The 24,439-nt window shown below is 60.4% G+C and carries 15 protein-coding genes and 1 pseudogene; 6 read left to right on the forward strand and 10 right to left on the reverse strand.

Annotated features, from left to right (window positions below; all coding sequences use genetic code 11):
* Nucleotides 1–4: 4 nt before the first annotated feature.
* From QRN61_RS18205 to QRN61_RS18215, 3 genes and pseudogenes are all read right to left on the reverse strand, one after another.
* Entirely contained in the window at nt 5–1,396 is a 1,392-nt protein-coding gene (locus QRN61_RS18205) for a site-specific integrase (RefSeq protein ID WP_096795584.1), read from the reverse strand.
* 220 nt (nt 1,397–1,616) lie between these two features.
* A pseudogene (locus QRN61_RS18210) lies at nt 1,617–2,867 on the reverse strand (FMN-binding glutamate synthase family protein); the annotation flags it as partial.
* A gap of 241 nt (nt 2,868–3,108) precedes the next feature.
* The gene (locus QRN61_RS18215) at nt 3,109–3,909 is read right to left on the reverse strand and encodes a helix-turn-helix transcriptional regulator (protein ID WP_098965425.1); all 801 of its coding nucleotides are present in this window, start codon (nt 3,907–3,909) and stop codon (nt 3,109–3,111) included.
* Between the two features lie 125 nt (nt 3,910–4,034).
* Here QRN61_RS18215 and QRN61_RS18220 point away from each other — a divergent pair, with 125 nt between their 5' ends.
* The gene (locus QRN61_RS18220) at nt 4,035–4,856 is read left to right on the forward strand and encodes a carbon-nitrogen hydrolase family protein (protein ID WP_285374416.1); all 822 of its coding nucleotides are present in this window, start codon (nt 4,035–4,037) and stop codon (nt 4,854–4,856) included.
* Nucleotides 4,857–5,063: 207 nt separating this feature from the next.
* A complete protein-coding gene (locus QRN61_RS18225) occupies nt 5,064–6,389 on the forward strand; it encodes an APC family permease (RefSeq protein ID WP_097086084.1) in 1,326 nt (441 codons plus the stop codon).
* Nucleotides 6,390–6,395: 6 nt separating this feature from the next.
* On the opposite strand, the gene QRN61_RS18230 is transcribed toward QRN61_RS18225, so the two are convergent.
* Genes QRN61_RS18230 through QRN61_RS18250 form a run of 5 tightly spaced genes read right to left on the reverse strand, consistent with a single transcriptional unit; the run spans nt 6,396 to nt 14,736 of the window.
* Nucleotides 6,396–7,799: an ATP-binding protein gene (locus tag QRN61_RS18230; RefSeq protein WP_097086081.1), complete on the reverse strand. Its 1,404-nt coding sequence runs from the start codon at nt 7,797–7,799 to the stop codon at nt 6,396–6,398.
* Nucleotides 7,796–9,610, reverse strand: a complete 1,815-nt coding sequence (locus QRN61_RS18235) for a DAHL domain-containing sensor histidine kinase (protein ID WP_096795588.1) — start codon at nt 9,608–9,610, stop codon at nt 7,796–7,798. Before QRN61_RS18235 ends, QRN61_RS18230 begins: the two co-directional genes overlap by 4 nt.
* A complete protein-coding gene (locus QRN61_RS18240) occupies nt 9,607–10,560 on the reverse strand; it encodes a cytochrome-c peroxidase (RefSeq protein ID WP_183783972.1) in 954 nt (317 codons plus the stop codon). The genes QRN61_RS18235 and QRN61_RS18240 overlap by 4 nt, the downstream gene beginning before the upstream one ends.
* A gap of 40 nt (nt 10,561–10,600) precedes the next feature.
* The gene (locus tag QRN61_RS18245) at nt 10,601–12,475 is read right to left on the reverse strand and encodes a putative bifunctional diguanylate cyclase/phosphodiesterase (protein WP_285374422.1); all 1,875 of its coding nucleotides are present in this window, start codon (nt 12,473–12,475) and stop codon (nt 10,601–10,603) included.
* On the reverse strand, nt 12,472–14,736 hold the full coding sequence (locus QRN61_RS18250; protein WP_285374424.1) for a GGDEF/EAL domain-containing response regulator: 2,265 nt from the start codon (nt 14,734–14,736) through the stop codon (nt 12,472–12,474). The genes QRN61_RS18245 and QRN61_RS18250 overlap by 4 nt, the downstream gene beginning before the upstream one ends.
* A 241-nt stretch (nt 14,737–14,977) precedes the next feature.
* Between QRN61_RS18250 and nosR the strand changes: the two genes are divergently transcribed.
* The 4 genes from nosR (at nt 14,978) to QRN61_RS18270 (ending at nt 18,003) form a co-directional block, all read left to right on the forward strand.
* Nucleotides 14,978–16,339, forward strand: coding sequence for a response regulator c-di-GMP phosphodiesterase, NosR family (nosR, locus tag QRN61_RS18255; RefSeq protein ID WP_096795592.1), 1,362 nt, complete (start codon nt 14,978–14,980; stop codon nt 16,337–16,339).
* A gap of 67 nt (nt 16,340–16,406) precedes the next feature.
* Nucleotides 16,407–16,841 carry an NUDIX hydrolase gene (locus tag QRN61_RS18260; RefSeq protein ID WP_285374426.1) on the forward strand — a complete coding sequence of 145 codons (435 nt, stop codon included), beginning with the start codon at nt 16,407–16,409 and terminating at the stop codon, nt 16,839–16,841.
* A 23-nt stretch (nt 16,842–16,864) separates the two neighbouring features.
* Nucleotides 16,865–17,503: a LysE family translocator gene (locus tag QRN61_RS18265; protein ID WP_096795594.1), complete on the forward strand. Its 639-nt coding sequence runs from the start codon at nt 16,865–16,867 to the stop codon at nt 17,501–17,503.
* Nucleotides 17,504–17,505: 2 nt separating this feature from the next.
* A complete protein-coding gene (locus QRN61_RS18270) occupies nt 17,506–18,003 on the forward strand; it encodes a GNAT family N-acetyltransferase (RefSeq protein WP_285374429.1) in 498 nt (165 codons plus the stop codon).
* Nucleotides 18,004–18,220: 217 nt separating this feature from the next.
* Here the strand turns inward: QRN61_RS18270 and metR are convergent, their stop codons facing one another.
* Complete coding sequence (metR, locus tag QRN61_RS18275; protein WP_007968856.1) at nt 18,221–19,138, reverse strand: transcriptional regulator MetR; 918 nt, start codon at nt 19,136–19,138, stop codon at nt 18,221–18,223.
* 118 nt (nt 19,139–19,256) lie between these two features.
* Nucleotides 19,257–24,422, reverse strand: a complete 5,166-nt coding sequence (locus QRN61_RS18280; protein ID WP_285374431.1) for a dermonecrotic toxin domain-containing protein — start codon at nt 24,420–24,422, stop codon at nt 19,257–19,259.
* Between the last annotated feature and the right edge of the window lie 17 nt (nt 24,423–24,439).

Raw genomic sequence — 24,439 nt, forward strand, 5'->3', positions numbered from 1 at the left:
GCTGTCAGTCCATCTGAGTGAAGTCGATCAAACTTTGTGCGAAGCTGGGCACATCTTTCGCTAAGCGCTCGTATCCTTTTTTTAGCTCATCCCTGACCACTCTGTCTTCGAGTGCGTAATATACTTGTGTAGATGTTATAGATGCGTGCCTCATCATTAGCTGAGTTTGTTCAATAGGGATTCTCAGATGTGAAGCGCAAAAATAGCCATAGAAATGTCTAGCTCCGTGAGGGTTTACTCCGGATTCGGTAGGCGATAAACCAACTCTTTTTGCTGCACGATAAAAGCTTTTTATAAAGTTTGAGATCTTCAGTGGCGAGCCGAAGAAGTGGTTTTTTATATTAATAAAGTAATACGGGTGGTCATCGCTAATGGATGTTCTGAATTCGCGTAGATATCGGTGATGTAGTCGACCAAATAACTCTCCAACTTCAGGTACTAGCCATTCGAAGTTTGCTTCGTCATTGTTTTTCGCGTACAGCATGCCTTTCCATCCGCTGTGTAATGGATCAGTTAAGCCCAGTTTGTTTCGAGGGATGAGACCATAGCGCTCATGCAGGAATCTCGAGCGTAGTCCTTGCTGTTTTCCTCGGAAACGATCATCCCACTCATATAGCGAAGACTCGGGGTCGCCTATTCTTATACTTCCACTACCGTTAATTACTGTTATATCTGAGATGTATAAGTGCATTAATTCTGATTCGCGAAGTCCTCCGAAAAACAAAATCAAGAAGGCAAGTTTGTCTCTTAGGCTGTCTGTGGCTTTGATTAAACTCAGGATTTTATCTGGTGGGAAGTATTCATGCTTTGGTGCTTGCTGTTTGAAGCCGGACTTGGGGTTGAAAGAATAATTGTTAACAATCCCCTGCCCTAATTGAGTAGTCGGAGTCAGGTGGTAGAGTAAGTCCCAGTTTTTACGGTTTTTAAGGTTCGCATAGTGCGCCATTTGCTCTGAAACGTTGAGGTTTTCTACAAGCTTTGTTTCTATGGGGTTGATCGGCATACTTCCGAAGTTTTTTGAACAAAAACTAGAAAATTCACTTGCGCGACGCACATCGATTTTTGCGGTTTTTCGTCCCACAGGTTCCCAGCCGAGGTCGCTGCAGCCATATGCTCTTGCCTGGAAAAATTGCCGCATGAGCCCGGACATTTCCTCGGGTGCCAAAACCTTACCGCCATACACCCCAATATAAAAGTCATAAAACAGACCGACCGCAGCGATAGATTTCGATAGATGCATTGGGCTGCTATCGTCGTCAATCATCATATTTCGCGTCCACGCCAGGCTGTACAAACTCGGCTCGCCATCTTGCAATATGAGCGTGGGAAGCGCTCGTCCAGCTTCGCGCCCCCCCATTGGGATTTCGACCACGCTGTGATACGTACGACGAACCATGAGGGGTACTCATATAATAGTTAGGGGTAGATATCGGTTTAGCTGGTCAGGCCAAGTCGGTCAAATCGGCTAGACCGCTTCATGGACGAACGGCAATATTTGGCCTTGGTCGTGCTCGGACGCGTAGTCGCGGGAGGGAAGAGGGTAATTACGCTGCAGTATCGGGGGTGGTCGAAGTGAGCTGAAATCTGAATAGTTGAACGAGTATAGGGTTTATAACGATGGCGAACATGAAACCGCGCGCCGAGTTGGCCCAGTCGGCGCCGATGGCCAGCACGCTGGCGATGTCGAAGGCACTGACGATCTTGCCGCTGGCGCCGAGTTTGATCTTGTCGCGCAGGTTCAGGCCGACCAGGGTGTTGTGCACAAACAGTAGACCCTCGCGCATCGGTACGCCGATGTGGTCGGTGAACTCCACGGGCGCGGCGCCGGTGCCACCTTCCTTGCCGTCGACCACGATAAAGTCCGGCAGGATGCCGGTTTCCAGCATGGCCTTGGCGATGCCCATGAACTCCCACGGATGACCGAGGCAGAACTTGAAGCCCACCGGTTTACCGCCGGACAGTTCACGCAGTTGCTGGATGAAATGCATCATTTCGATCGGCGTGGAAAACGCGCTGTGGCGTGACGGCGAGATGCAGTCTTCGCCCATCATGATGCCGCGGGTGTCGGCGATTTCCTGGGTCACCTTGTGCTTGGGCAAGATCCCGCCGTGACCGGGTTTGGCGCCCTGGCTCATCTTGATTTCGATCATCCGCACCTGCGGGTTCTGCGCCTGGGTGGCAAAGCGTTCCGGGTCGAAACGGCCGTCGCTGGTGCGGCAGCCGAAGTAGCCGCTGCCCAGTTCCCAGGTCAGGTCGCCGCCGTGTTCGCGGTGATACGGGCTGATGCTGCCTTCGCCGGTGTCGTGGGCGAAGTTGCCGAGCTTGGCGCCCTGATTCAGCGCGCGGATGGCGTTGGCGCTGAGCGAGCCGAAGCTCATCGCCGAGATGTTGAACACCGAGGCCGAATACGGCTGGGTGCACTGCGGGCCGCCGACGGTGACGCGGAAACTGTTGGGGTCGCTCAACGGTGCCGGGCGCATCGAGTGGCCGATGAATTCGAAGCCTGATTGATAGACGTCGATCAGCGTACCGAAGGGTTTGTCGGCGCTTTCATTTTTCGCCCGCGAGTACACCAGCGAACGCTGGGCGCGGGAGAAGGGCAGGGCGTCGCTGTCGGATTCCAGCAGGTACTGGCGGATCTCCGGGCGGATGCCTTCGACCAGATAGCGGATGTTGCCCAGGATCGGGTAGTTGCGGCGCACCGCGTGCGGGCTCTGCAGCAGGTCGAACAGACCGAGCAGGCTCAGCACGCCGGTGACGGCGGTGATCGGCCACAGCCAGTCGTGTTCGAGAAAGGGCAGGCTGGCGAGGGTGAAAATCACGCAGACGGCAAAGAAGGCGTAGCGGCTGAGGAGTGACAGGCTCATACGGTTTCCTTGGTTCGGACTCAATGGTTTGCAAACCTGTGGCAGCAGGCGGGCCTGTTGATGAGATTTATTGTGGTGAGGGGATTTATCCCCGATGGGTGGCGAAGCCGCCCCAAAACCATTCACTGCGGTTTAACTGAAAGACCGCATGCATAGACTTGGGGCTGCTGCGCAGCCCATCGGGGATGAATCCCCTAACCACAGAGAATCTGTCGACACAGGAAAGCATTTCCACGCGTTATCAGGCGTTCTGCGCCTGGAGAAAAATCGAAAACAGCTCCGACTGGGATTTGATCCCCAGCTTGCTGTACATGTGTTTCTTATGGACTTTCACGGTTTCTACGGAGATTTCCAGCTTACGGGCGATTTCTTTACTGGAGCAACCGCTGAGCATCAAACGCCCGACATCCAGCTCCCGGGCGGTCAGTTGCGCACCCTTGAGTTGTTGCACCGAGGCTTCCAGTTGCACTCGCCAGTCGGCCGCAGCTGGCGCGGCAGCGAGGGCCACGGTCTGGTTGATCTCGTACGGCAGGCGCTGACGCAACAGGCCCAGCACCCACGGCTGGATCAAAGACAGCAAAGCGATCTGTTCGCCAGTGAAACGTTTTTCACTGCCCAGCGACAGACACAGCGTGCGCTCGCCTTCGAGTTGGCAATTGAACTGGATTTCGTCGGCGACCACATTCAGACGAAAGTATCGCTGGTAATACTCGGTCAGCTCGAAATGCTCCGGTGCCACCTCGGACAGGCGGTACAGCCCGGTGCGCGACTGCTCGCGGCAGGCGATGTAGAACGGGTCGAGCAGGTACAACCCGCGCAGATAATCCTGAAACAGCGGGTCGGGACTGCCGTCCTCGCCGGGGCATTCGGCGAACACCTGCGGGTGCTGATCGGCACTGAACAGCAGCACCACCCAACTATCGAACGCCACGTACTGGTCGAGCAGGCGCACCAGTTGCGCCCAGAAATTCGGCTTGTCGAGCGCGTCGATCAGTTGCCCGACGGCGCGGTGCCAGGTGATGTCATCAAACGAAACGGTCATGGATCTACCCCTATCGGGTTACCCCGGCCGCGTGATTCCCTGGCCGGTTGCTTGCTGCGCATACTGGCCCACAGACAGCCACCGGGCAATCTTTCAGCGCCCGGCCATGACCATAAGGACTCGCGATGAAAGTCGAACTCGCCCAACTGGCGGGCCGTGACAAAGACACGGCGTACAACCTCGAACGTGCCCTCGCGGCGATTGCCGCATGCGCCGCCGACACGCAATTGATCGTGTTCCCGGAAACCCACCTGATGGGCTTCCCGAGCGCCGACACCGTGGCGCAGATCGCCGAGCCGCTGGATGGCCCGACCGTCCGCGCCGTGCTGGCCGCCGCCCGCGAGCGCAATATCGCCGTGGTGATCGGCATGGCCGAAAGCGACAACGGGCGCTTCTACAACACCACGCTGCTGATCACCCCGGAAGGCATCGCGCTGAAATATCGCAAAACCCACCTCTGGGCGTCGGATCGCGGCGTGTTCGAGGCGGGCGACCGCTATGCCACTTGCGAGTGGAACGGCGTGCGCGTCGGCCTGCTGATCTGCTACGACATCGAGTTTCCCGAATCCGCCCGCGCACTGGCGCAACTGGGTGCCGAATTGCTGATCGTGACCAACGGCAACATGGACCCGTACGCCCCGACTCACCGTACCGCGATCATGGCCCGCGCCCAGGAAAACCAGGCGTTTGCGCTGATGGTCAACCGCGTCGAGGCCGGGGATGACGGTTTGATGTTTGCCGGCGGCAGTGCGCTGGTGGATCCGCTGGGGGAATTGCTGTTCGAAGCGGGGCGGGAAGAGGGGCAGTTCAGCGTCGAGCTGGATTTCGACCGGTTGGTGATTGCGCGCAAGGATTACCGCTACCTGGATGATCAGCGTTTGAAACTGCCGGGGGAGATGGTGGAGCACGCTGGCGGACTGCGCGAGTTGCTGATTCCTGCGCACTGATCGGGATGCTGTGTCGGTCGGGCTGACGCCTTCGCGAGCAAGCCCGCTCCCACAGGGGAATGCGGTCACTGTGGGAGCGGGCTTGCTCGCGAAGAGGCCAGTCCAGACAACACACCTGCTTGATCCAAAAAACAACAAAGCCACACCCGAAATATTCGCCGAACTCGGCTCTGCCATAAATCCAATAACATTCGGAGTAAGTCGCCCATGGCTCGTTTGCAACGCACCCTTTCATTAGGGTCGGTGGTGCTGTTCGGCATCGCCTACATGACGCCGATCATTGTCCTCGGCACTTTCGGCATCCTCGCGCAATCCACCGCCGGCATGGTCCCGGCCGCGTATCTGGCGGCACTGGTGGCGATGTTCTTCACCGCCATGAGCTACGGGCGCATGGCCGCCGCGTTCCCGGTCGCCGGTTCCGCTTACAGCTACGTGCGCAAGGCGATCAGCCCCAAGCTCGGCTTCATCGCCGGTTGGGCGGTGCTGCTCGATTACCTGTTTTTGCCGATGGCGATCTGGCTGATCGGCGCGGCGTACCTCGCTTCGGCCTTCCCGTCGATCCCGCAGTGGATCTGGGTACTGGCGTTCATCGGCATCACCAGCGCGATCAACATCATCGGTCTGAAACTGGCCAACGGCATCAACGCCTTGCTGATGCTGGTGCAATTTCTGGTGCTGATCGCTTTCGTCGCGTTGTGCGTGCACTACGTCGGCGGCGATGCGCGCACGCCGTTGTGGTCGATCAAACCGTTCTTCAATGGCGACATGCAGATGCCGCTGATCATGAGTGGCGCGGCCATCGCCTGTTATTCGTTCCTCGGTTTCGACGCGGTCAGCACGCTGACCGAAGAGACCCGCGACCCACGCCGCACCATTCCACGGGCGATCATGTTGATCACGCTGATTGGCGGGCTGATCTTCGTCGGGGTGTCGTACTTTGTGCAGATCGCCCACCCGTCATTCCAGTTCGACAGCGTCGACTCGGCGGCCTATGAAATTGCGCGCAACATCGGCGGCGATCTGTTCGTCTCGATCTTCCTCATCGGCCTGATCGTCGGCCAGTTCGCCTCGGGATTGTCGGCCCAGGCCAGCGGTTCGCGCCTGCTGTTTGCGATGGGCCGCGACGGCGTGTTGCCCAAGTCGTTTTTCGGCACCTTGCATGCGCGCTTCGGCACACCGGTCAACAGCATCCTGCTGTGTGCAGTGGTGGCGTTGCTGGCGCTGAAACTCGACGTGACCACGTCCACTTCGTTCATCAACTTCGGCGCGTTCCTGGCGTTCAGTCTGGTCAACCTGTCGGTGATCTTTCATTACTGGATCGGCGGCGAGAAAAAGGGCCCGCGTGAGCTGGTGCTGTTTCTGCTCTTCCCGTTCATCGGGTTGGTGGCGGACTTGTGGCTGATGGTCAGCCTGGATCACCTGGCGGTGTATCTGGGCCTGAGCTGGCTGGCGATTGGCGTGGTGTATCTGGCGGTGCTCACGGGCGGCTTTCGTCGTCAGCCGCCGGAGATGGATTTTCAGGAAGCGACCTGAGACACCTCAGGCTGCGGGTCGGCTTTGGCGCATCGGTAACTCGACGCGAAAGGTTGTGCCCACGCCCGGTTCGCTGCGGACTGAAATGTCGCCGCCGTGTTTTTTCACGATGCCGTAGGACAGGGACAGGCCCAGCCCGGTGCCCTGACCGACCGGTTTGGTGGTGAAAAACGGATCGAAGATTTTCTGCAGGATGTCCGGCGCGATCCCCGCGCCGGTATCCGCGACTTCCACCCAGGCCGTGTCCTGCTGCTGCCCGGTACGCAAAGTAATGGTGCCGCGCTCGGGGCCCATGGCCTGCGCCGCGTTGACCACCAGGTTCATGATCACCTGATTGATTTGCGAGGGCAGGCACTCGATGTCCGGCAACGGTTGATATTCCTTGATCACATCGGCCTTGTACTTGAGTTCGCTGGCGACGATGTTCAGCGTCGAGTCGATGCCTTGTTGCAGATTGGCCCACTGCCATTGCTGATGGGTATCGACCCGGGAGAAATCCTTCAGATCCTTGACGATCTGTCCGACCCGGCCAATGCCTTCCTTGGATTCGCGGATCAACACCGGGATGTCTTCGAGCAGAAAATCCAGATCGGCGTCTTTGCGCAGTTGCTCAAGCCGGGCTACGGATTCGCTGTCCGGCGTGGGGCCCAGCGTCTGCCAGGCATCGAGTACGCTCAACAATTGGTTGAAGTAGCCGTCGAGGGTGCCGAGGTTGGAGGAGATGAAGCCGATCGGGTTATTGATTTCATGGGCCACGCCGGCTGCCATTTGCCCCAGTGAAGCAAGCTTTTCCGACTGCACCAACTGACTTTCCAGTTGCTTGCGTTCATCTATTTCGCGCTGCAGTTCTTCGCTGGCCTGCTTGAACTGCGCGGTACGCTGATCGACCAGATGTTCCAGATGATGCATCTGCAACGAGGCGCGTTCGGTCATCTGCCATTTGGTCAGCAGGGTGTTGGCCATCTGCTGCACTTCGATGTTGTCGAACGGCTTTTTCAGGATCAGTAACCGGTCATGCGCCTGCAGACGTTCGAGCAGTTCATCCCAGGAATAATCCGAGTAGGCGGTACACACCACCACCTGCAACTGCGGATCCTGCTGCCACAGGTGTTCGATGGTCTTCGCGCCGTCCCAGCCATCGGGCATGCGCATGTCGACGAAGGCCAGCGCGTAAGGGCGTTGTTCCTGCAAGGCCTGCATCAGTTTGCCCAGACCTTCCTCGCCGCCGTAGGCCGAGTCCAGCTCGAACGGCGGACGTTCGGCGCGAATCTGAGCGCCAAACAGTGCTGCTTCCATCTCGTCCAGTTCCACTGACTGTGCTGCCGGTGGCGCGAGGATCTTGCGGAAGTCTTCATGAATCGACGGCATGTCGTCGATCAGCAGAATGCGGCGGTTCGACAGCTCGCTCATGCGTTCTCCGTGACGCTGATCAGGGGGATCTGCAAGGTGAACAGCGCGCCTTTGCCCGGTCCGTCGCTGTGCGCGGTGAGGTGCCCGTTCATCTCGATGGCCGCCAGCGCGCAGCTGTGCAGACCGAAGCCGTGACCTTCCTTGCGGGTGGTGAAACCGTGGGCAAAGATCCGCGTCATGTTTTCCGGCGCGATGCCTTCGCCGTCGTCCCTGACGCTGATTTCGAGGAAGTTGTCATCGACGATTCTTACCGCCAGGGTCATGGTGCGGGGGCGGTTGCTGAGGTCAGACATGGCGTATTTGGCATTGCTGATGAGGTTGATCAGGATCAGCAGCAAACGGTGTTTGTCGCCCATCACCTGCGGCACCTCGGCGTACTCCTTGACCACCGTGACGTGATGCCGGGTCAGGGCCCCGGCGTTCATGCGCAACGCATCTTCGAGCAGCTCGTTGATAAACAGCGGCTCGGTCATGCTGTTGGCGCCGGCGTAGGATTGCTGGGTGGCGACGATGTCCTTGATGTGATCGACGCTTTTGTTCATCTGGTTCAATTCGTCGATCATTTCCTGCTGTTCCTGGGCGATGGCTCCGACCAACTGGTTGAGATAACCGGGGAGCAATTTGCCCTTGGCGTCTTCGCTGAGAAAGGCGCCGAGGTCGTGCGGGTGCTCGTTGATCAGCTGCATCGCCTTGCCCAGGCCCTGGGTCTTGCTGCTGCGCAGCTTGCGCGCGATCAGATCGCTGGAAATGTTCACGCTGTTGAGCACGTTGCCGACGTTGTGCAGCACGTTGGTGGCGATTTCCGCCATGCCGGCCTGACGTGCAGCGTCGAGCAGCTCGCTCTGGGCGTTCTTGAGTTCCCGGGTGCGCTCCTCGACGCGTTGCTCCAGTGCATCGTTGGCGGTTTGCAGGGCCGTATTGACCCGATTGATCTCGGCGAAACTGCCGATCAGGCGGATGGCCAGCCACACCAGCGACAACATCAGCAGCACCGAGAACAGCAGCAGATAGAAGTGGTATTGGCGGTCGACCTGATCGACGCGCTGTTGATCGCGATCGAGCATGGTGGTGAGGGTGTCCAGGCGCTCGGCCACGGGAATGTTTTCGATGCTTTCGAGCAACTGATTGACCAGTGGCTGCTCGCGAGCGATCAGGCTGATGTGATTGCTCATGATCTTGATCGGGGCTTCAAACGCCGGCGGAAGGCGTTGGGCGTTGACCTTCAGTTTGTTCAGTCCGACCTCGATGTCGGCGGCCCTGTCGTCGGAGGTGACCTGGGCGAATTCCAAGGCGCTGAGCAGCAGGTCATAGGTGTCGGTGGTGATGTTCTGCAGCTGTAATTTATCCAGGTCCGCCAGGTTGGCGAGCTGCTCTTGGATGTCGTCTTCGGCGGTGGGCAAAAACGCCAGGGAATTGCGCAGCAGCGCGTTGTGCGATTTGAACTGTTCGACCAGACGGGTTTTCTCCTGCATCGCCTGCAGAAAACCCTCGTGAGCTTCGTTCCATTGCGCCGAGTCGCTGCGACCATGACCGGATTCGATTGCGTCGAAGCGCGCCCACAGCCGGTTCATCTCGTTCATCGGTGACACCAGCGGATCGTAGTTGTGGGTCAGTGCCACCCTGGCCTTGAGGATCTCGTTTTCCCACAGTGAGTTCTGCTGTTTGATCTGCCGGATCAGATCCCGCGACTCGGTGTACGTCATGGTCTGGTCGGAGCTGGACTTGAAGTACAGAAACAGCAGGATCGAGGCCAGTGCCAGGGCGACCAGGGTCAGCAACAGCAGGCTGCGTCGCCGCGAGATGTTGATCATGGTTTGTCTTCCCGTTGGCCGGTCAGGGTTGTGAGAAACAGCATGATCAGCCGTTTGTCCTCTTCGCTGGGCATGCGCCCCAACTGATACTGGAACATCACATCCACGGCCCGTTCGAGGGTGGGCGCCGAGCCGTCGTGGAAATACGGTGCGGTGATCGCGACATTGCGCAGGCTCGGCACCTTGAACACCGCCCGGTCGACTTCGTCGCCGGTCACGTTGAAACGACCCTGATCGGCCACGGTCGGGTTGCCGCGATCGGCAATGTAATCACCGAACACGCCGAATTTCTGGAACATGTTGCCGCCGATGTTCACCCCCTGATGGCAGGCGATACAGCCGTACTCCTTGAAGCGCTGATAACCGTATTTTTCGTCCAGCGTGAGGATGTCGGTATTGCCCAGCAGGTACTGATCGAAGCGTGAGTTGGGGGTCAGCAAGGTACGTTCGAAACTGGCCAGCGCCTGCTGGATGTTGGTCTTGGTCACGCCGTCCGGGTAGGTGGCGGCGAAATCGCGGCGGTAATCGGCGTCGTTGGCGATCCGCTCGACGACCGTGCTCCAGTCGCTGCCCATTTCATGGGGGCTGGTGATGACGACATTGCTCTGTTCTTCCAGCGTCTCGACGCGGCCGTCCCAGAACTGGCGGAAATTGAGGCTGGCGTTGAACACGGTCGGTGTGTTGACCGCCACCGGTTTGCCGTCGAACCCCAGCGAGAGCGCCCGGCTGTCGGCACCGTTCTTGTCCAGTTGGTGGCAACTGGCACAGGACAGTGTGTTGTTGATCGACAAGCGTGGCTCGTGGAATAACCGGCGTCCCAGTTCCACGCGCCGGGCGTCCTGCTGTGGCACGGCGGGCAACGGTTTGAGCGGCTCGTCCAGCGGGTCGGCACTGGCCCCGGCGCAGAGTCCGCACAGCAGCAGCGTCATGGCGGGACGGAACAGGTTCATCGCCAATCGTCTCCTTGACTCAAGGCCGGTATCGAGGCGTTCATCGCGCCGTCCACGGTGGCGGGGCTGCGCTGGCCAGCCAGTGCGCAAAGTCGTCAGCCGGTAATGCCTTGCTGAAAAAGTAGCCCTGACCTTCTTCGCAGTCGTGGGCCTTGAGGAACGCCAGTTGCTCGGCGGTTTCGATGCCTTCGGCGATGACGTTGAGCCCCAGACTCCTGCCCAGGCTGATGATGGCGCTGACCAGTGCCGCATCGTTGCTGTCGTTGCACAGACCGCGAATGAACGACTGGTCGATCTTCAGCACATCAATCGGAAACCGGCGCAGGTAACTCAGGCTGGAATAGCCGGTGCCGAAGTCATCGATGGCCAGGCGGGTGCCCAACGCCTTCAAGCGATTGAGCGCAACCATCGTTGTTTCGACGTTCTGCATCAGCACACCTTCGGTGATCTCGATCTCCAGCCAGTCAGGGGCCAGGCCTGTCTGCTCAAGCACGCGTTCGACGCCCGCAACGAAGTCACGCTGGCGAAAATCGATGGGTGACATGTTCACCGACATGCGGATCGGCGGCAGACCGGCTGTTTGCCAGGCGCGGGTCTGGCGACAGGCTTCGCCCAGTACCCATTTGCTCAAGGGCACGATCAGTCCACTGTCCTCTGCCACCGGAATGAACTCCGCCGGGTAGATCCAGCCGTGTCCCGGTTTCTGCCAGCGTATCAGCGCTTCGGCGCCGACCACGGTGCCGCTGCGCAGGTCGATTTTCGGCTGATAGTGCAGGACAAACTCGTGCTCGTGCAGAGCGCGGCGAATGCCCGACTCGATGTTGTGCTGCTCGCGGGCGTGCTGGTTCATGGCTTCGATGAAGAAGCCAACGCTGTCAGGGCCGTGCTCCTTGACGTTGCGCATCGCCGTCTCGGCTTTTTTGATCAGCTCGATGGCTTCGAGGCCGTCATCGGGGTACACGCTGATGCCGACGCTGGCGGTGACGCTGACGTCATGCCCGGCTATCGTCTGCGGCAGACGAATGGCGGCCAGCAGTTTTTCCGCGACGCCGTGGGTTTGCTGTGGATGGTTGATGTCGCCGAGGATCACCACGAACTCGTCCGAGCCATAGCGAAACACCGAGTCGGAATCACGCACGCATGACAGCAGTTGGCGGGCGGTGCGTTTGAGCATTTCATCGCCCGCCGGATGGCCCAACGCATTGTTGATGCGCTTGAAGCGATCCAGACCGAGAAACATCACCACCAGTTGCTTGTCATGGCGCCGGCAGACAGCCATGGCCTGGCTCAGGCGATCACCCAGCAGGGTGCTGTTGGGCAGCTCCGTGAGGCTGTCGTATTGCAACAGATGCGAGACCTTGAGCAATTCGTGAACCCGCGCCTCGATGGTCTGCTCAAGGCTGAGCATCTTCAGCGCCGCGTCCTGCGCCAGTTGCCATTTCCAGGTCAGGGCGTTGGCCATCTGACGGATTTCCAGACTGTCGAACGGCTTTTTCAGGATCAGCAACTGGTCGCCGAATTCCAGCCGTTCGGCCATCGCCTCCCAGCTGTAGTCGCTGTACGCGGTGCACAGGGCAACCTGCAGATTTGGATCGACACGCCATAGCTGTTCGATGGTTTCCAGGCCATCCCAGCCCGGTGGCATGCGCATGTCGATGAAGGCGAGGGCATACGGGTTGCCGCTGGCCAGCGCGTGTTTGACCAGGGCCAGGGCTTCCTGGCCCTGATAGGCGGAGTCGAGCTGGAAGGTCAGGTGCGGCGATTGGCGGGTACCGAACAGCGTCTGTTCCAACTGATGCAAGTCGACGTCGTCCTGCGCCTGCGGGGCCAGAATCTTGCGAAAGTCTTCATGAATCGCTGGCGTGTCATCGATGATCAGGATGCGCCGGTTGGTCTGGGGGAAGGCCGTTTTCATGCCTCATCCTCCTTGGGGGAGGGCGCCGCGCGGGGCACGTCCCGGAGCAACCGGCCCGCCTGTTCGGCGCTGACCGCTTCGCTGAAATACAACCCCTGTGCGCTGGGCAGCGGTGCTTCGGCACGGGGTACATCGGGTCGATTCAGGGGTGTCTGGCCTTCGGCGATGATGCCGATGTCCAGATCCCGGGCGAAATTGACGATCGCTCGCAGGGCGTTGGCTCCGGCCACATCCTGGGACGCGCTGGCGATAAAGCTCTGGGCCAGTTTGAGGTGATTGACCCGGTAGGTTTTCAGGTAATCGAACGAGGAGTATTCGGTGCCGAAATCATCGATGGCAATCGCCACGCCCAGCTCACGCAGGCGCGGCAATGCATCGTTGTGGGTCCACTTGGTCTGGGCCAGCGTGGCTTCGGTGACATCGAATCGCAGGTCCCAGGGGGCGAGTTCCCAGCGTGCGGTGGTGCGCAGAACGTCGTAGATCAGTTCGGGGCCACTTTTGAGCTGTGCCAGGGAAATCTTGATCGCCATCACTGGCGGGGCGACCCCGTCATTTCGCCACAGGTGCATCTGGTGGCAGGCGTGATTCAGTACCCAGCGTCCGAGCGGAATGATCGCGCCGGTTTTCTCCGCTATCGGTACGAAAGCGGAGGCCGGCAGCAGACCGAGGCGCGGATGTTGCCAGAGGATTTGTGCCTCCATGCCCAGAATCCTGCCGCTGTGCAGGTCAATCTCCGGTGCGTAATGCAGCAACAGTTGATTGCCCTGAAGGGCGCTGGTCAATTCGTCGACCAGGGTCATGCGTTCGGCCACTTCCCGCGAGATGTCCTCGGAGTGGAAGTGATACTGGTTGCGCCCCATTTCCTTGGCGCGGTACAGCGCCATGTCGGCCTGCCCGAGCAGGCTGTCGGCGTCGAGGCTGAGCCCGCTGTAACTGCTGATGCCGATGCTCACCGAAATGTGCAGCGCATTGCCGGCCAGGTTGTAGGGCGCCAGCAGCGTGTCGCGGATATTGGCTGCCATGGCGGCTGATTGGGTCGGATCGCTGACGTCCAGTTGCAGGATCGCGAACTCATCGCCGCCCAGACGCGCCACCACGTCGCTTTCGCGCACGCCTGATTTGATGCGGCGGGCGACTTCCTGCAGCAGCAGATCGCCCACCGGGTGGCCCAAGGTGTCGTTGATCCGCTTGAAGTGGTCAAGATCCAGGTAAAACACCGCAAACGGCGCAGCGCCCCGACGCGCGGCGGCGAAGGCCTGATGCAGGCGTTCGATCAGCGTGGCGCGATTGGCCAGGCCTGTCAGGCCGTCGGAGCGGGCCAGCAACGCCAGTTTTTCCTCGGCCACGCGGCGCTCGGTGATGTCGAGGATGATGCCTTCGACTTCCAGCAGACGGCCGTCATCATCGCGCACCGGGATATAGCGGTTTTCCACCCAGCGCCAGGTGCCCTGGCCGGTGCGCATCCGGAACTCGATCGAAGCGCCTGACGCATGCCGGTCCAGCACCCGGGCCATGGCGGCATCGACGCTGGCCTGATCGTCCGGGTGAATCAGTTCCTGCGCCCAGTTGGGCGAGCGCAGCAGGTCAGCGGCGACATGGCCGTAGCGGGTGATGTTGTGGGAGATGTACATCAGGGCAAACGACGGATCGCCGCGCAGCCGGTACAGGATGGTCGGGCTGTTCTGCACAATCATGTTGGCGTCGGACAGTTCGCGGGTGCGCTCCTGAACCGCCTGTTCCAACTGGTTCATTTTCAGCTCGGCGTCTTCGGTCATCTGCCATTTGACCGTGAGCGCGCTGGCCATCTGCCGGATCTCGATCGCGTCGAACGGCTTTTTCAGAATCAGCAAGCGGTCATTCAGTGCCAGACGTTGGTCGATGTCTTCCCAGGAATAGTCGGAATACGCCGTGCACAGCGCGACTTGCAGCTTGGGGTCGACTTGCCACAGCCGTTCGATGGTCTCCAGGCCATCCCAGCCTGGCGGCATGCGCATGTCGATGAACGCCATGGCATACGGGCGATTTTCAGCCAGCGCGGCTTCGAGTTTTTCCAGCGCTTCGCGGCCCTGAAAGGCCGAGTCCAGCTCGAAATGCTGGGACGGTGTCGCGGACGGGGTGCCAAACAACAGATTCTCGGTTTCGCCCAGGCCGTCGTCAGCGGGGACGAGCGGGCAGAGAATCTTGGCGAAATCGCCATGAATCGACGGGCTGTCGTCGACGATAAGCACCCGACGATTGATCTGCGCTGCTGGCTGGTTCATGCCGCGCCGCCTATGAGGCCGCTGGCGGGTGTCATCCGGGGCATCCTTTTCCCTCGCAACTTGTCGGTTCGACCGATGGAGTATTGCGCCGTGTTCAGCATAGTCGTCCCGGCGCGACGCCGTGGCCTGTGAGCGAAGATTTGCGTGAATGCAGTCAAAAATCATCTAGCCTTGGACTCAGGCGCGGGCCAGTGAGGCGGTCGGTCGATGTGTCGTTAACCCTGTTTCTTGAGGCCAAGCCATGGAAGAGCAATCCGCCCCTTTGCCGGTACATCGACCCAAGGTGTTGCTGGTCGATGACGAGGAATCGATCCTCAACAGCCTGCGTCGTCTGCTGCGGGGACAACCCTATGACGTCCTGTTGGCGACCAGCGGTGCCCAGGCGCTGGAGATGCTGGAGCAACAGCCAGTGGACCTGGTGATGAGCGATGCGCGCATGCCGAACATGGATGGCGCCTCGTTACTGGCGCATGTCCGTCAACGCTATCCGGCGACCGTGCGCATCATGCTCACCGGTTATGCCGACCCGTCGGCAATCATCAAGGCGATCAACGACGGGCAGATTCACCGCTACATCAGCAAACCGTGGAATGACGAGGAGTTGCTGCTGATCCTGCGCCAAGCCCTCGAACATCAGCATTCCGAGCAGGAGCGCCTACGTCTGGAGCGCTTGACCCAGGTGCAGAACGACCAGCTCAAGCTGCTCAACAGCACCCTGGAAAAGCACGTCGCGGCGCGCACTGCCGAACTGCAGCAGACCGCCGACATGCTTGACCTGGCCTACGAAGAACTCAAACACAGCTATGTCACCGGCACCGAAGTGTTCTCGCTGCTGGCCAATTTGCGTCTGCCGCCTGCCAAGCAGACCAATCGGCAGATCATCGAACTGGTGCGCAGCTACTGCAAACAGCACGGTCTGGACGAGGCCACCAGCCGTGATCTGACCATGGCCGCCGCGCTGTACAACATTGGCAAACTGAGCTGGACCGACGGCATGATGACCACGCCTTCGGACTTGCTGCGCCATACCGATCGCGAGCGTTATCGCAGCTATCCGAAGCAGAGCGAATCGCTGTTGATGACGCTTGACCCGATGAAGGACGCGGCCCGTCTGATCCTGCATCACCAGGAGCGCTGGGACGGCAGCGGTTTTCCTGACCGGCTCAAGGGCGAGGCGATTCCGTTGGGGTCGCGGTTGCTGAAACTGGCAGTGGATTTCGTCGAGTTGCAACGCGGCCTGATCCTCGAACGGCATTTGAACAGCGACGAAGCCCTGCTCTACCTGCGGCAGTACGCCGGGCGTTTGTATGATCCCGAGCTGGTCGAAGATTTCATTCAGGTGTGCGCGGCATTTCTGGGCGACGTCACCCTCGCCGACCCGTCGGTCAAGGTGCTGACCACCCGGGACCTGGCGGCAGGGATGATTCTGGCGCGTAATCTCAATGCCGATAACGGCATGCTGCTGCTCAACGCCGGCAAGGTGCTCAGCGCGCTGCTGGTGGAAAAGCTGATTGCCTTCGAAGCCATGGAGGGCGGCAAATACAAGATATTCGTCAAGCTGCCCGAGGAGGATGAAACCGCGCTCAAGGCTCAGGGGGAGTGACCTGTGAGGTGACTGAATCAGCCCGGGCATGGGATCCTTGCGGTTTTTCCAGGCCGGTGGCTGACCCATGACCTCTGCATCCGTTGTCGCTCCAAACCTCATCCGTATCGCCGCGGCGCTGTTGCTCAACGCCGAAGGCCAGACTCTGCTGGTGCGCAAGCGCGGCACCACGGCGTTCATGCAACCGGGCGGCAAGATCGAAGCCCATGAGTTGCCGGTGCACGCACTGGCCCGCGAGCTGGAAGAAGAGCTGGGCCTGCAGATCGACCCGGCGCAGGCCTGCTTCCTTGGCCAGTTCTCGGCACCGGCCGCCAATGAGCCGGGATTCGTCGTGCAAGCGGAGATTTTTCAGCTGACCATCGACGCCGATGTGACGCCCGCGGCCGAAATCGAGGAAGTGCTCTGGATCGATCCCGCCACTGATCCTGCTGTGGTTCTGGCGCCATTGACACGCGACCTGATCCTGCCGTTTTATCGCAGCTCACTGACGGCGCTCGCCTGATCATTCACGCAAAGGACATTGCCATGATCCCGCTTCAAGACCTGCTGATCTTCGCCGCCGCCGCGCTGTTGATGGTACTGACGCCGGGGCCGAACATGATCTACCTGATCTCGCGTTCGATCTGTCAGGGGCGCAAGGCCGGGGTCACCTCGTTGCTCGGTGTGGTCGCCGGATTTTTCGTGCACATGTTTGCCGCTGCCGCCGGCTTGACCGCGGTGTTTCTGGCGGTGCCGCTGGCTTATGAAGTGCTGAAGTGGGCCGGTGCGCTGTATCTGCTGTGGCTGGCCTGGCAAGCGGTCAGACCCGGTGCGCGCTCGCCGTTCGAAGCGCAGCAACTGCCGGCGGATTCGTCGCGCAAACTGATCACCATGGGCTTTCTTACCAGCGCACTGAACCCGAAAATCGCCGTGTTTTACCTCTCGGTGTTTCCGCAATTCATCAGCCCCGAACACGGTTCTGTGTTCACCCAGAGCATCATTCTTGGCCTGACCCAGATCAGCGTCAGTTTCAGCGTCAATCTGCTGATCGCGCTGTTCGCGGCGGGCATTGCGTCGTGGTTCGTGCGCAATCCGACATGGCTGGCGCTGCAGCGTTACTTCATGGGATTTGTACTCGCCGGTCTGGCGGTGCGTCTGATGCTTGAACAACGCAGGACGGCCTGAACATGTGGATCGAACGCCTCGACGCCAGTCATGCCCTGGCTTACCGCGAGCTGATGCTCGAAGCCTACGACCGCCATCCGAAGGCCTTCACCTCCAGCGTGCGCGAGCGCGCGGTGATGCCGTTGAGCTGGTGGGAAGCGCGGCTGACCAGCAAGCTCGACGTAGTGCTCGGTGCGTTCGAGGAAGGCACACTGGCCGGCATCGTCGGCCTGGCATTCGAGCCGCGAGAAAAGGCCCGCCATAAGTCGACCCTGTTCGGCATGTACGTATCAGCCGATTTTCGCCAGCACGGTCTGGGCCATGAATTGGTGCAGGCTGCCATCGCCGAAGCGCACACCCATCCGGCACTGAAACTGATCCAACTGACCGTCACCGCTGGCAACGACGCCGCGTTCAAGCTGTACCAGCGCTGCGGCTTCATCCAGTTCGGACTGGAGCCGCTGGCGGTGCGGGTCGGCGAAGACTACTTCGACAAGATTCACATGTGGCGACAACTCTGATCGTCCCCCTAAGTGAGAGGTTTTTGTGGCGAGGGGATTTATCCCCGATGGGCGGCGAAGCAGCCCCAAATCCTACAAACGCGGGCTATCTGAAACACCGAGTGCACAGGTCTCAGGGCTGCTGCGCAGCCCATCGGGGATAAATCCCCTCACCACAATGAATCTTTTTGTCTCGCAAATGTTCTCGGTTTACCGTCAGTCATGAGGCACCTTGGTGTCAGCGAACCGCGCTGACCCCATCCAGCGTCGAGAATGATGTGTCCTTGGCGGTCAGCAGGAAATCGCGCATGTACGGCGCATCGAGCATGTCGGCGCGGATCGCCGCGTACAGCGTGGCAAACAGACCCTTCTCGCCCAGACGCTTGGCCTTCACGTAACCGCGCGAGCTGTATTCGTGCAGCGCCCAGTGCGGCATGCCGCAGACGCCACGGCCGCTGGCGACCAGTTGCATCATCATCACCGACAGCTCCGAGGTGCGCACTTGCGCCGGTTCGATGTCGGCCGGTTCGAGGAAGCGGGTGAAGATGTCCAGCCGATCGCGTTCTACCGGGTAGGTGATCAGGGTTTCAGTCAGCAGGTCTTCGGGGACGATGTACGGTTTGCTCGCCAGCGGGTGCTGGTTGGCCACCGCGAGCATCGCTTCGTAGGTGAACAGCGGCACGTAAGTGATGCCGGCGATGTCCAGCGGATCGGAGGTCACCACCAGGTCCAGATCGCCGCGGGCCAGTGCCGGCAACGGGGCGAAGGCGAAGCCCGAGGCGAGGTCGAGTTCGACTTCCGGCCAGGCGTCGCGGAACTGGTCGATGGTCGGCATCAGCCACTGGAAACAGCTGTGGCATTCGATCGCCATGTGCAAACGCCCGGCGGTACCCCCGGCCAGACGACTGATGTCGCGTTCGGCAGCGCGCAGCAGCGGCAGGGTCGCGTCAGCCAGTTGCAGCAGGCGCAAGCCGGCGCTGGTGAAACGCACCGGTTTGGTCTTGCGCACGAACAACGGCATGCCCAGGCGCTCCTCCAGTTCCTTGAACTGGTGCGACAGCGCCGATTGGGTCAGGTGCAGGCGGTCGGCGGCATCGACCAGGCTGTCAGCCTCGCGCAGGGCGTGCAGGGTTTTCAGATGACGGATTTCAAGCACTGCTGGCCCCATGAGGAAAATTTGTGATCAGGACGAAAACAGTGAGTTTGTCTCATGTTGACGATGCTGTCGACCGCTCAAGCAGCGGGGCACAGCCAGTGCCCCGCTGTTTTTTTCCTTAGAGATCTGCGAAATGCCGAATGCCCAGCGGTTTGCCGATATCGCCACGCCAGATCGCCTCGACCTGCGCACCGCCGGCGGCCTGGGCCTGCTGCCATTGCAGGCCGAGATTGCGTTGCTCCGGCAATTTCAGATGGGCTTTGACGAAGTCGGCGAACGGCACCTTGTCCGAGGTGTAGTGAAAGTGCGCATACCACAGCGTGCGCGGCGGCGTGCTGGTGAGGTCGCGCACCTGGTATTCCTGAAGGAAATCCTTGCGCCCGTCAGCGCGTTTGCCCAGTGCCCGCAGCGATCCTTCCTTGCGAATCTCCACCACCTGCTGTTGCAGCAAATAATCCAGATAGCCTTCGGTAGGCATCTTGCTGCGCAGTGACTGATCGATGCGCAGCGTGCGGCCGATACGCCGAAGTTCAGCGGCCGTGTCGTGCAGTTGTCGCACCACCGGTTCGGTCGGTGACAATCGCTCGATGGTCTGCGCGCGGGTACTCAGCTCGGTCGCTTCGCTGAAGAGCATGTGTTCCAGATCCACTGGCAGCATGTCCTGGGAGGCGTAGGCCTGAACCCGGTTGCTGTAGGCCGGAACCGCCGCGAGACGTTTTCGCGCCTCGGCCAGTAACGGCTGAACATCGGCCGGCAGTGGTGCAGCGGCTGGCGCAGGTCGGGCTTGCAAGTGGTACTTGCCAGTGGCGCGCGGCAGCCAGGTTTCGCGGAAACCGTCGATGCCTTCGACGGTAAAGCGTTTTTCCCGGGTGCCGGGATCAATGCTTTCGGTACCGATCAGCAACTGATTGTCCTCGGTTTCGAACAGTTGCCTGCCGCCGGGCTCTTTCGGCTTGATTGGCGGACGCTGTTTGATCGAGTGCCGCGCGTGTGCTTCGACCTTGGTCAAGCCATCGAGGAATGGCCCGACCTGTTCCAGATCCAGATGCTGCGCATAACCCAGCGTCCAGGCGTTGAGCTGGCGACGGAAACCGGCATAGATCTGCAGGCAATCTTCGATCACCTGTTTGCGCTCGACCAGGCTGGCGCTGACTTCTGGCAGGTGATGCTGGGTCAGCAGCGCGCGCCCGACCTTGACCCGGGCGTCTCTGAGCTGAGTATGAAAATACATCCAGGACAGGTCGCTGACCGCATCGTAGTGGGTAATGATTTCCAGCAGATGTGCAGTTCTCAGGTAGTGGTGCGTGTTATCGCCAAGGTTGCGGTTGAGCGCGGTCATGTCTTTCGCCATCAGGACTTTCTGTGCACGATTGCTTATGCGGTTGTTCCACAGGTTGGCCTGCTCGGTGATTACGTGCAGTTGATCGAACTCCTTGAGGAAATCCTTGCGTACCTGCTTGCGCCGGGCCATGAGGTTTATATGGGCCGCTGTATTGTCGAAGGGGGTGGCATCGGATTCGGCAACCAGTGCATCGATCCGGTTCAGGTGCTCCAGCAAGCGATTGCGGGCCAAGGTAACGCGCTGCACAGCGCGGTCGACCACGATCCAGGCACAGCGGCTGCGGATGTCTTCGATCTGCAGACGCTTGCGGCCATGGCTCAGGGGCAACAGTTCGGTAAGGTTGTCGTATTGGGCAATCGCGAGGTCGATGTCATTCAGGCACGCTGTGTCGAGCGCTGCCTGTAGTGGTTTGCGCTGGACAACGTCGAGTTTCTGGTAGTTCTCCAGCAACTGGTTGGAAGCGCGTGTCTGGTTATCAAGGCGCCGGGTATAGGCGTCGGCGGTGTTGGTCAGGGTCAATTGCCTGCGCAGTTGCCGATCGGTCCACCAGCGCGGTAACCACTGGCGAATTGGCGCGGGCCAAAGCGGGTCCATGCCGTCGGCCAGATGTCCGAGCACGGCGCCACCGCCTGCACCGCCACCGTCCATAACGGTGCCGTACACCGCGTAATGGGTGTTCCACTGGCCATTTTCGTCGAGGGCGATCGGTTGTTTGTAGCTGCGCATCCGTGAGCCATAAAGCCTCCAGCCACGCGGCGCATCGCTGAGCTGAACCTGATAGATGCGGCCCTGACGAACAATGAAGTCGCCATCGGCGTGGCGGTAGACGTTGCGATAGACCCCGTGGGTGGCCGGGTGCAGGCCGGCGAGGGAAATTTCGTATTCGTACTCGTAACCCTTGAAACGCTCGAGCGTCTGCCTGGTCCATTGCCAGGACGTCGACATCGCGGCGGATCTGCCCAGTGCCGCGCGTTGCCGCTGGCGGCTGGCCAGACGAGCGGCTGCGGGTGCCGAAACTGTTCCGGGAAGCACATCCATTGCCGCGTCGATCAGCGACAGCAGCACCGCTTCCACCTCCGCCAGACCATGTCCGAGCTCGCCGCGCAAGAACGCCGCGACCGCCAGATTGGCACTGTTCCAGGCGTCATACAGGGCCACGGCCGCGCCCACGAACGGCAACATGCCGATAGCCATTTTCAGATAGTTGAACAACGCCCCGGACTTCAGTGCACAGCGTTCGAGATACAACGCATCGTTGGAACGTGAACTGCTGCGATGGGCCTCCAGCAACCGGCCCATGTGTACGTTCAATAAATGAATGGCCAACGATGTGGTCGCCGGCCAGGCCATCCCGACGCCGATCAGCGCATCGAAATTGCGCAGTTGGGCCTGGTTGATCCGGCTGACATGGCTGGCAAAATCGCCGCTCACGGCGCGTCCGGCCAGGTAGCTGACCATTTTGCTGTCCACACAACGCCTGAACAGATCCACCCGCGCCTGTTCCAGCGTTTCGTATTGACGCAGGAAGATTGCGTCGGGGCTGTCGGGCAGGTACAGCAGGGTCAGGCCACTGGTTTGCTCGACAATGAACGTGACACCCGCGAGCGTGCTCGGTCCCTGATGCGCGGTGTCCTCTCCACCGACGGTCAGGTGCACCGGCAGCAGCGCGATGCGTTGTCCATTAACGGCATACGCCGGAGGTGTAGTCGCCTCGATGGCGACTTTCAGCACGGCATGGCCTGCATTGTCGATGTGCCGTTGCAGCAGCGCGAACTCACCTTGCAACCTGAGCATCAGCCGCCACGGTTCGCTCAGGCATTCACGGCGCCAAGCCTGCTGAAACGCCGATTCTCCCGGCGCGCCGAAAAATGCCTGGCGAATCAGTTCTTCGTAACGTCCGGGCAGATCCAGCTCTGTTACCAGATTGCGCAAATAGGCCGGGGTGATCCCGGCTTCGAGGCGCTGTCGATCAGTGGGGTTCTCGGCGCGGATCCTGGCCCGCATGAATGACAGGCGCCACTGCACCTCCTGATCGATGTTTTCCTGTGCCAGTTGTTCAAGGGTGAGGTCGCCGCGCTTGTCGCTCGCGGTCAGGATATTGCGTTGCGGTGTGCCAGGCGCGGCGCCTTCCATCACGGTTTTTTGCCAGAAGGTCGAGTCGGGCAGGTCGAGGCTCACGCTCACGCTTTGTTTGAGCGCGAAGTCTGCGCGCAAGCGGGCGTCGATGCGTTGTTCGGCGAAGGCCTGACGCGGCGGTAATTCCCGTTCGAGCAACGCATGAGCGCGTTGCATGGCGCCGAGGTACTGGCTGATCAGCGTTTTGATCTGTGCACGTGGCGCGTCGTCCAGCTTTTCAAACCATGCAGGCAGGTTGCCGGCCAGCGCTGCGCTGCGGTCTTGCGCCTGACGTTCGGTAAATGCCCGTTCACGGGCCTGCGCGACCGCTACGGTCAGGCGTGGCAGATATTGTTCGCGCAGCTTTTCCATCTCGGCCCGGCGCTCGTCGGCGCGGCCGGGCAGCGGGTTGTCACGCAGGATCTGCGCGGCCTGCTGTTCGCATTGATAGAGCTGTCGATCAAGGGACCAGGCCAGAGGGTCCCCCGTGAGCGGCGTCAGGTGCAGGGTCAGCCCGCCGTCGTTCGGCGAATGTTTGAACAGATCCTGTGCCAGCGCTGTACGTGAAGTAAAACGTTGCAGCCCGCCGAACTCGCCCGGCCAGTAAAGCAGCAGGCTGTCGCTCGAGTCAGGCTCCAGTGCGGCGGTCGTCGCTATGATCAGTACGCCATGCAGCTCCTCGACGGCGGTCATGTTCTGATCTGCCGCCGCCATCGATAGGCGGGCGATAACCCCGTCCGCTGTCGGCAGATGGCGCCCCGGTGCGTCCAGCATCGCGATGATTCGCCGATGTTCCTCGACGGTCAGATGATCCAGCGCCCTTTGCAGTTCGACCTCGGCGCGCAGCCCTGCGATACGGGCCTGAAGCAGGGCGTGGTAGTGCTGGTTGCTGGCCTGGCGCAGTTCGAGCATCGTCAGCGGATGGTGGCTGTCGAGCAGGGCGGATGCCGCGTCATGACTGGCTTGCTGCGCCTCGCTCAAAGCGTCGAATCGTTGCGCCAGTTGCTGACGTTGCGGGCTGTTCAGCTCGGCGTCGCCAAACAAGCGGTCGAGCGCACGTTGTTCAAGCGCCAGCGTCTGCCGGCGCGCGTCCAGGGGAATATCGGCAACCAGCAAACCGAAGGGCGCAACTTCATCGACGGTTTGCCCGGCACTCTCCGGCAGGGTGGGCGCGACCGGGAAAAATTTGTCGAGCGCGGCCCAACTGGCACCGCTGCTTGCCGATGTGGACAGCAGTGGTTCAATTGCGCGTGTGAGTGGATCGCTACCGAACTCGATGAAGTCCAGCGAGGTGATGCGTAACGGATCCGGCTGCTGGTCAATCAGCCAGCGTTCCAGCGCGGTCTGCTGTTCGAAACGGATCAACGGTTGCGAGTGCGTGGGCAGATAAAGCAGCAGCGTTTCCTCCAGCTTGATCAGCAACGTGCCGTACACACGCAGGCGGCTGTTATCGACGCGGTTGAGTACCGGCTGCGCGACCCGCAGGTCCGCCGCGACCTTGTTCGAAGGGGGGAGGAACTGCGACAGCCTCTGTCGTTGTGTGGCGTCGAGCCTGCCTTCGGCCCCCGCCCAATGAAGCGCGGCCTCGAAATGCCGGTGATAGAGGCTCAAGGCATGCTCGCGCCGCGACAGCGCAGTGCCGGGCGCGCGGACATCCCACCAAGCGCTTTCGGGTTGTTGGGGATGGTGGGCCAGGAGATCCAGCCATTGCTGGTGACAGTCGTTCAAACGAGCCGTCGCCAACAGGTAAAGCGTTTGATCGACGTATGGCTGTAATCGTTGATCAAGGCCGAAGTCGGCCGTTGCAGAGGGCAGTGCGTGGGACATGCGACAAGGCTCCAGAG

Origin of the sequence: Pseudomonas sp. lyk4-TYG-107 (genome assembly GCF_030209055.1) — a bacterium.
Lineage (GTDB): Bacteria > Pseudomonadota > Gammaproteobacteria > Pseudomonadales > Pseudomonadaceae > Aquipseudomonas > Aquipseudomonas putida_A.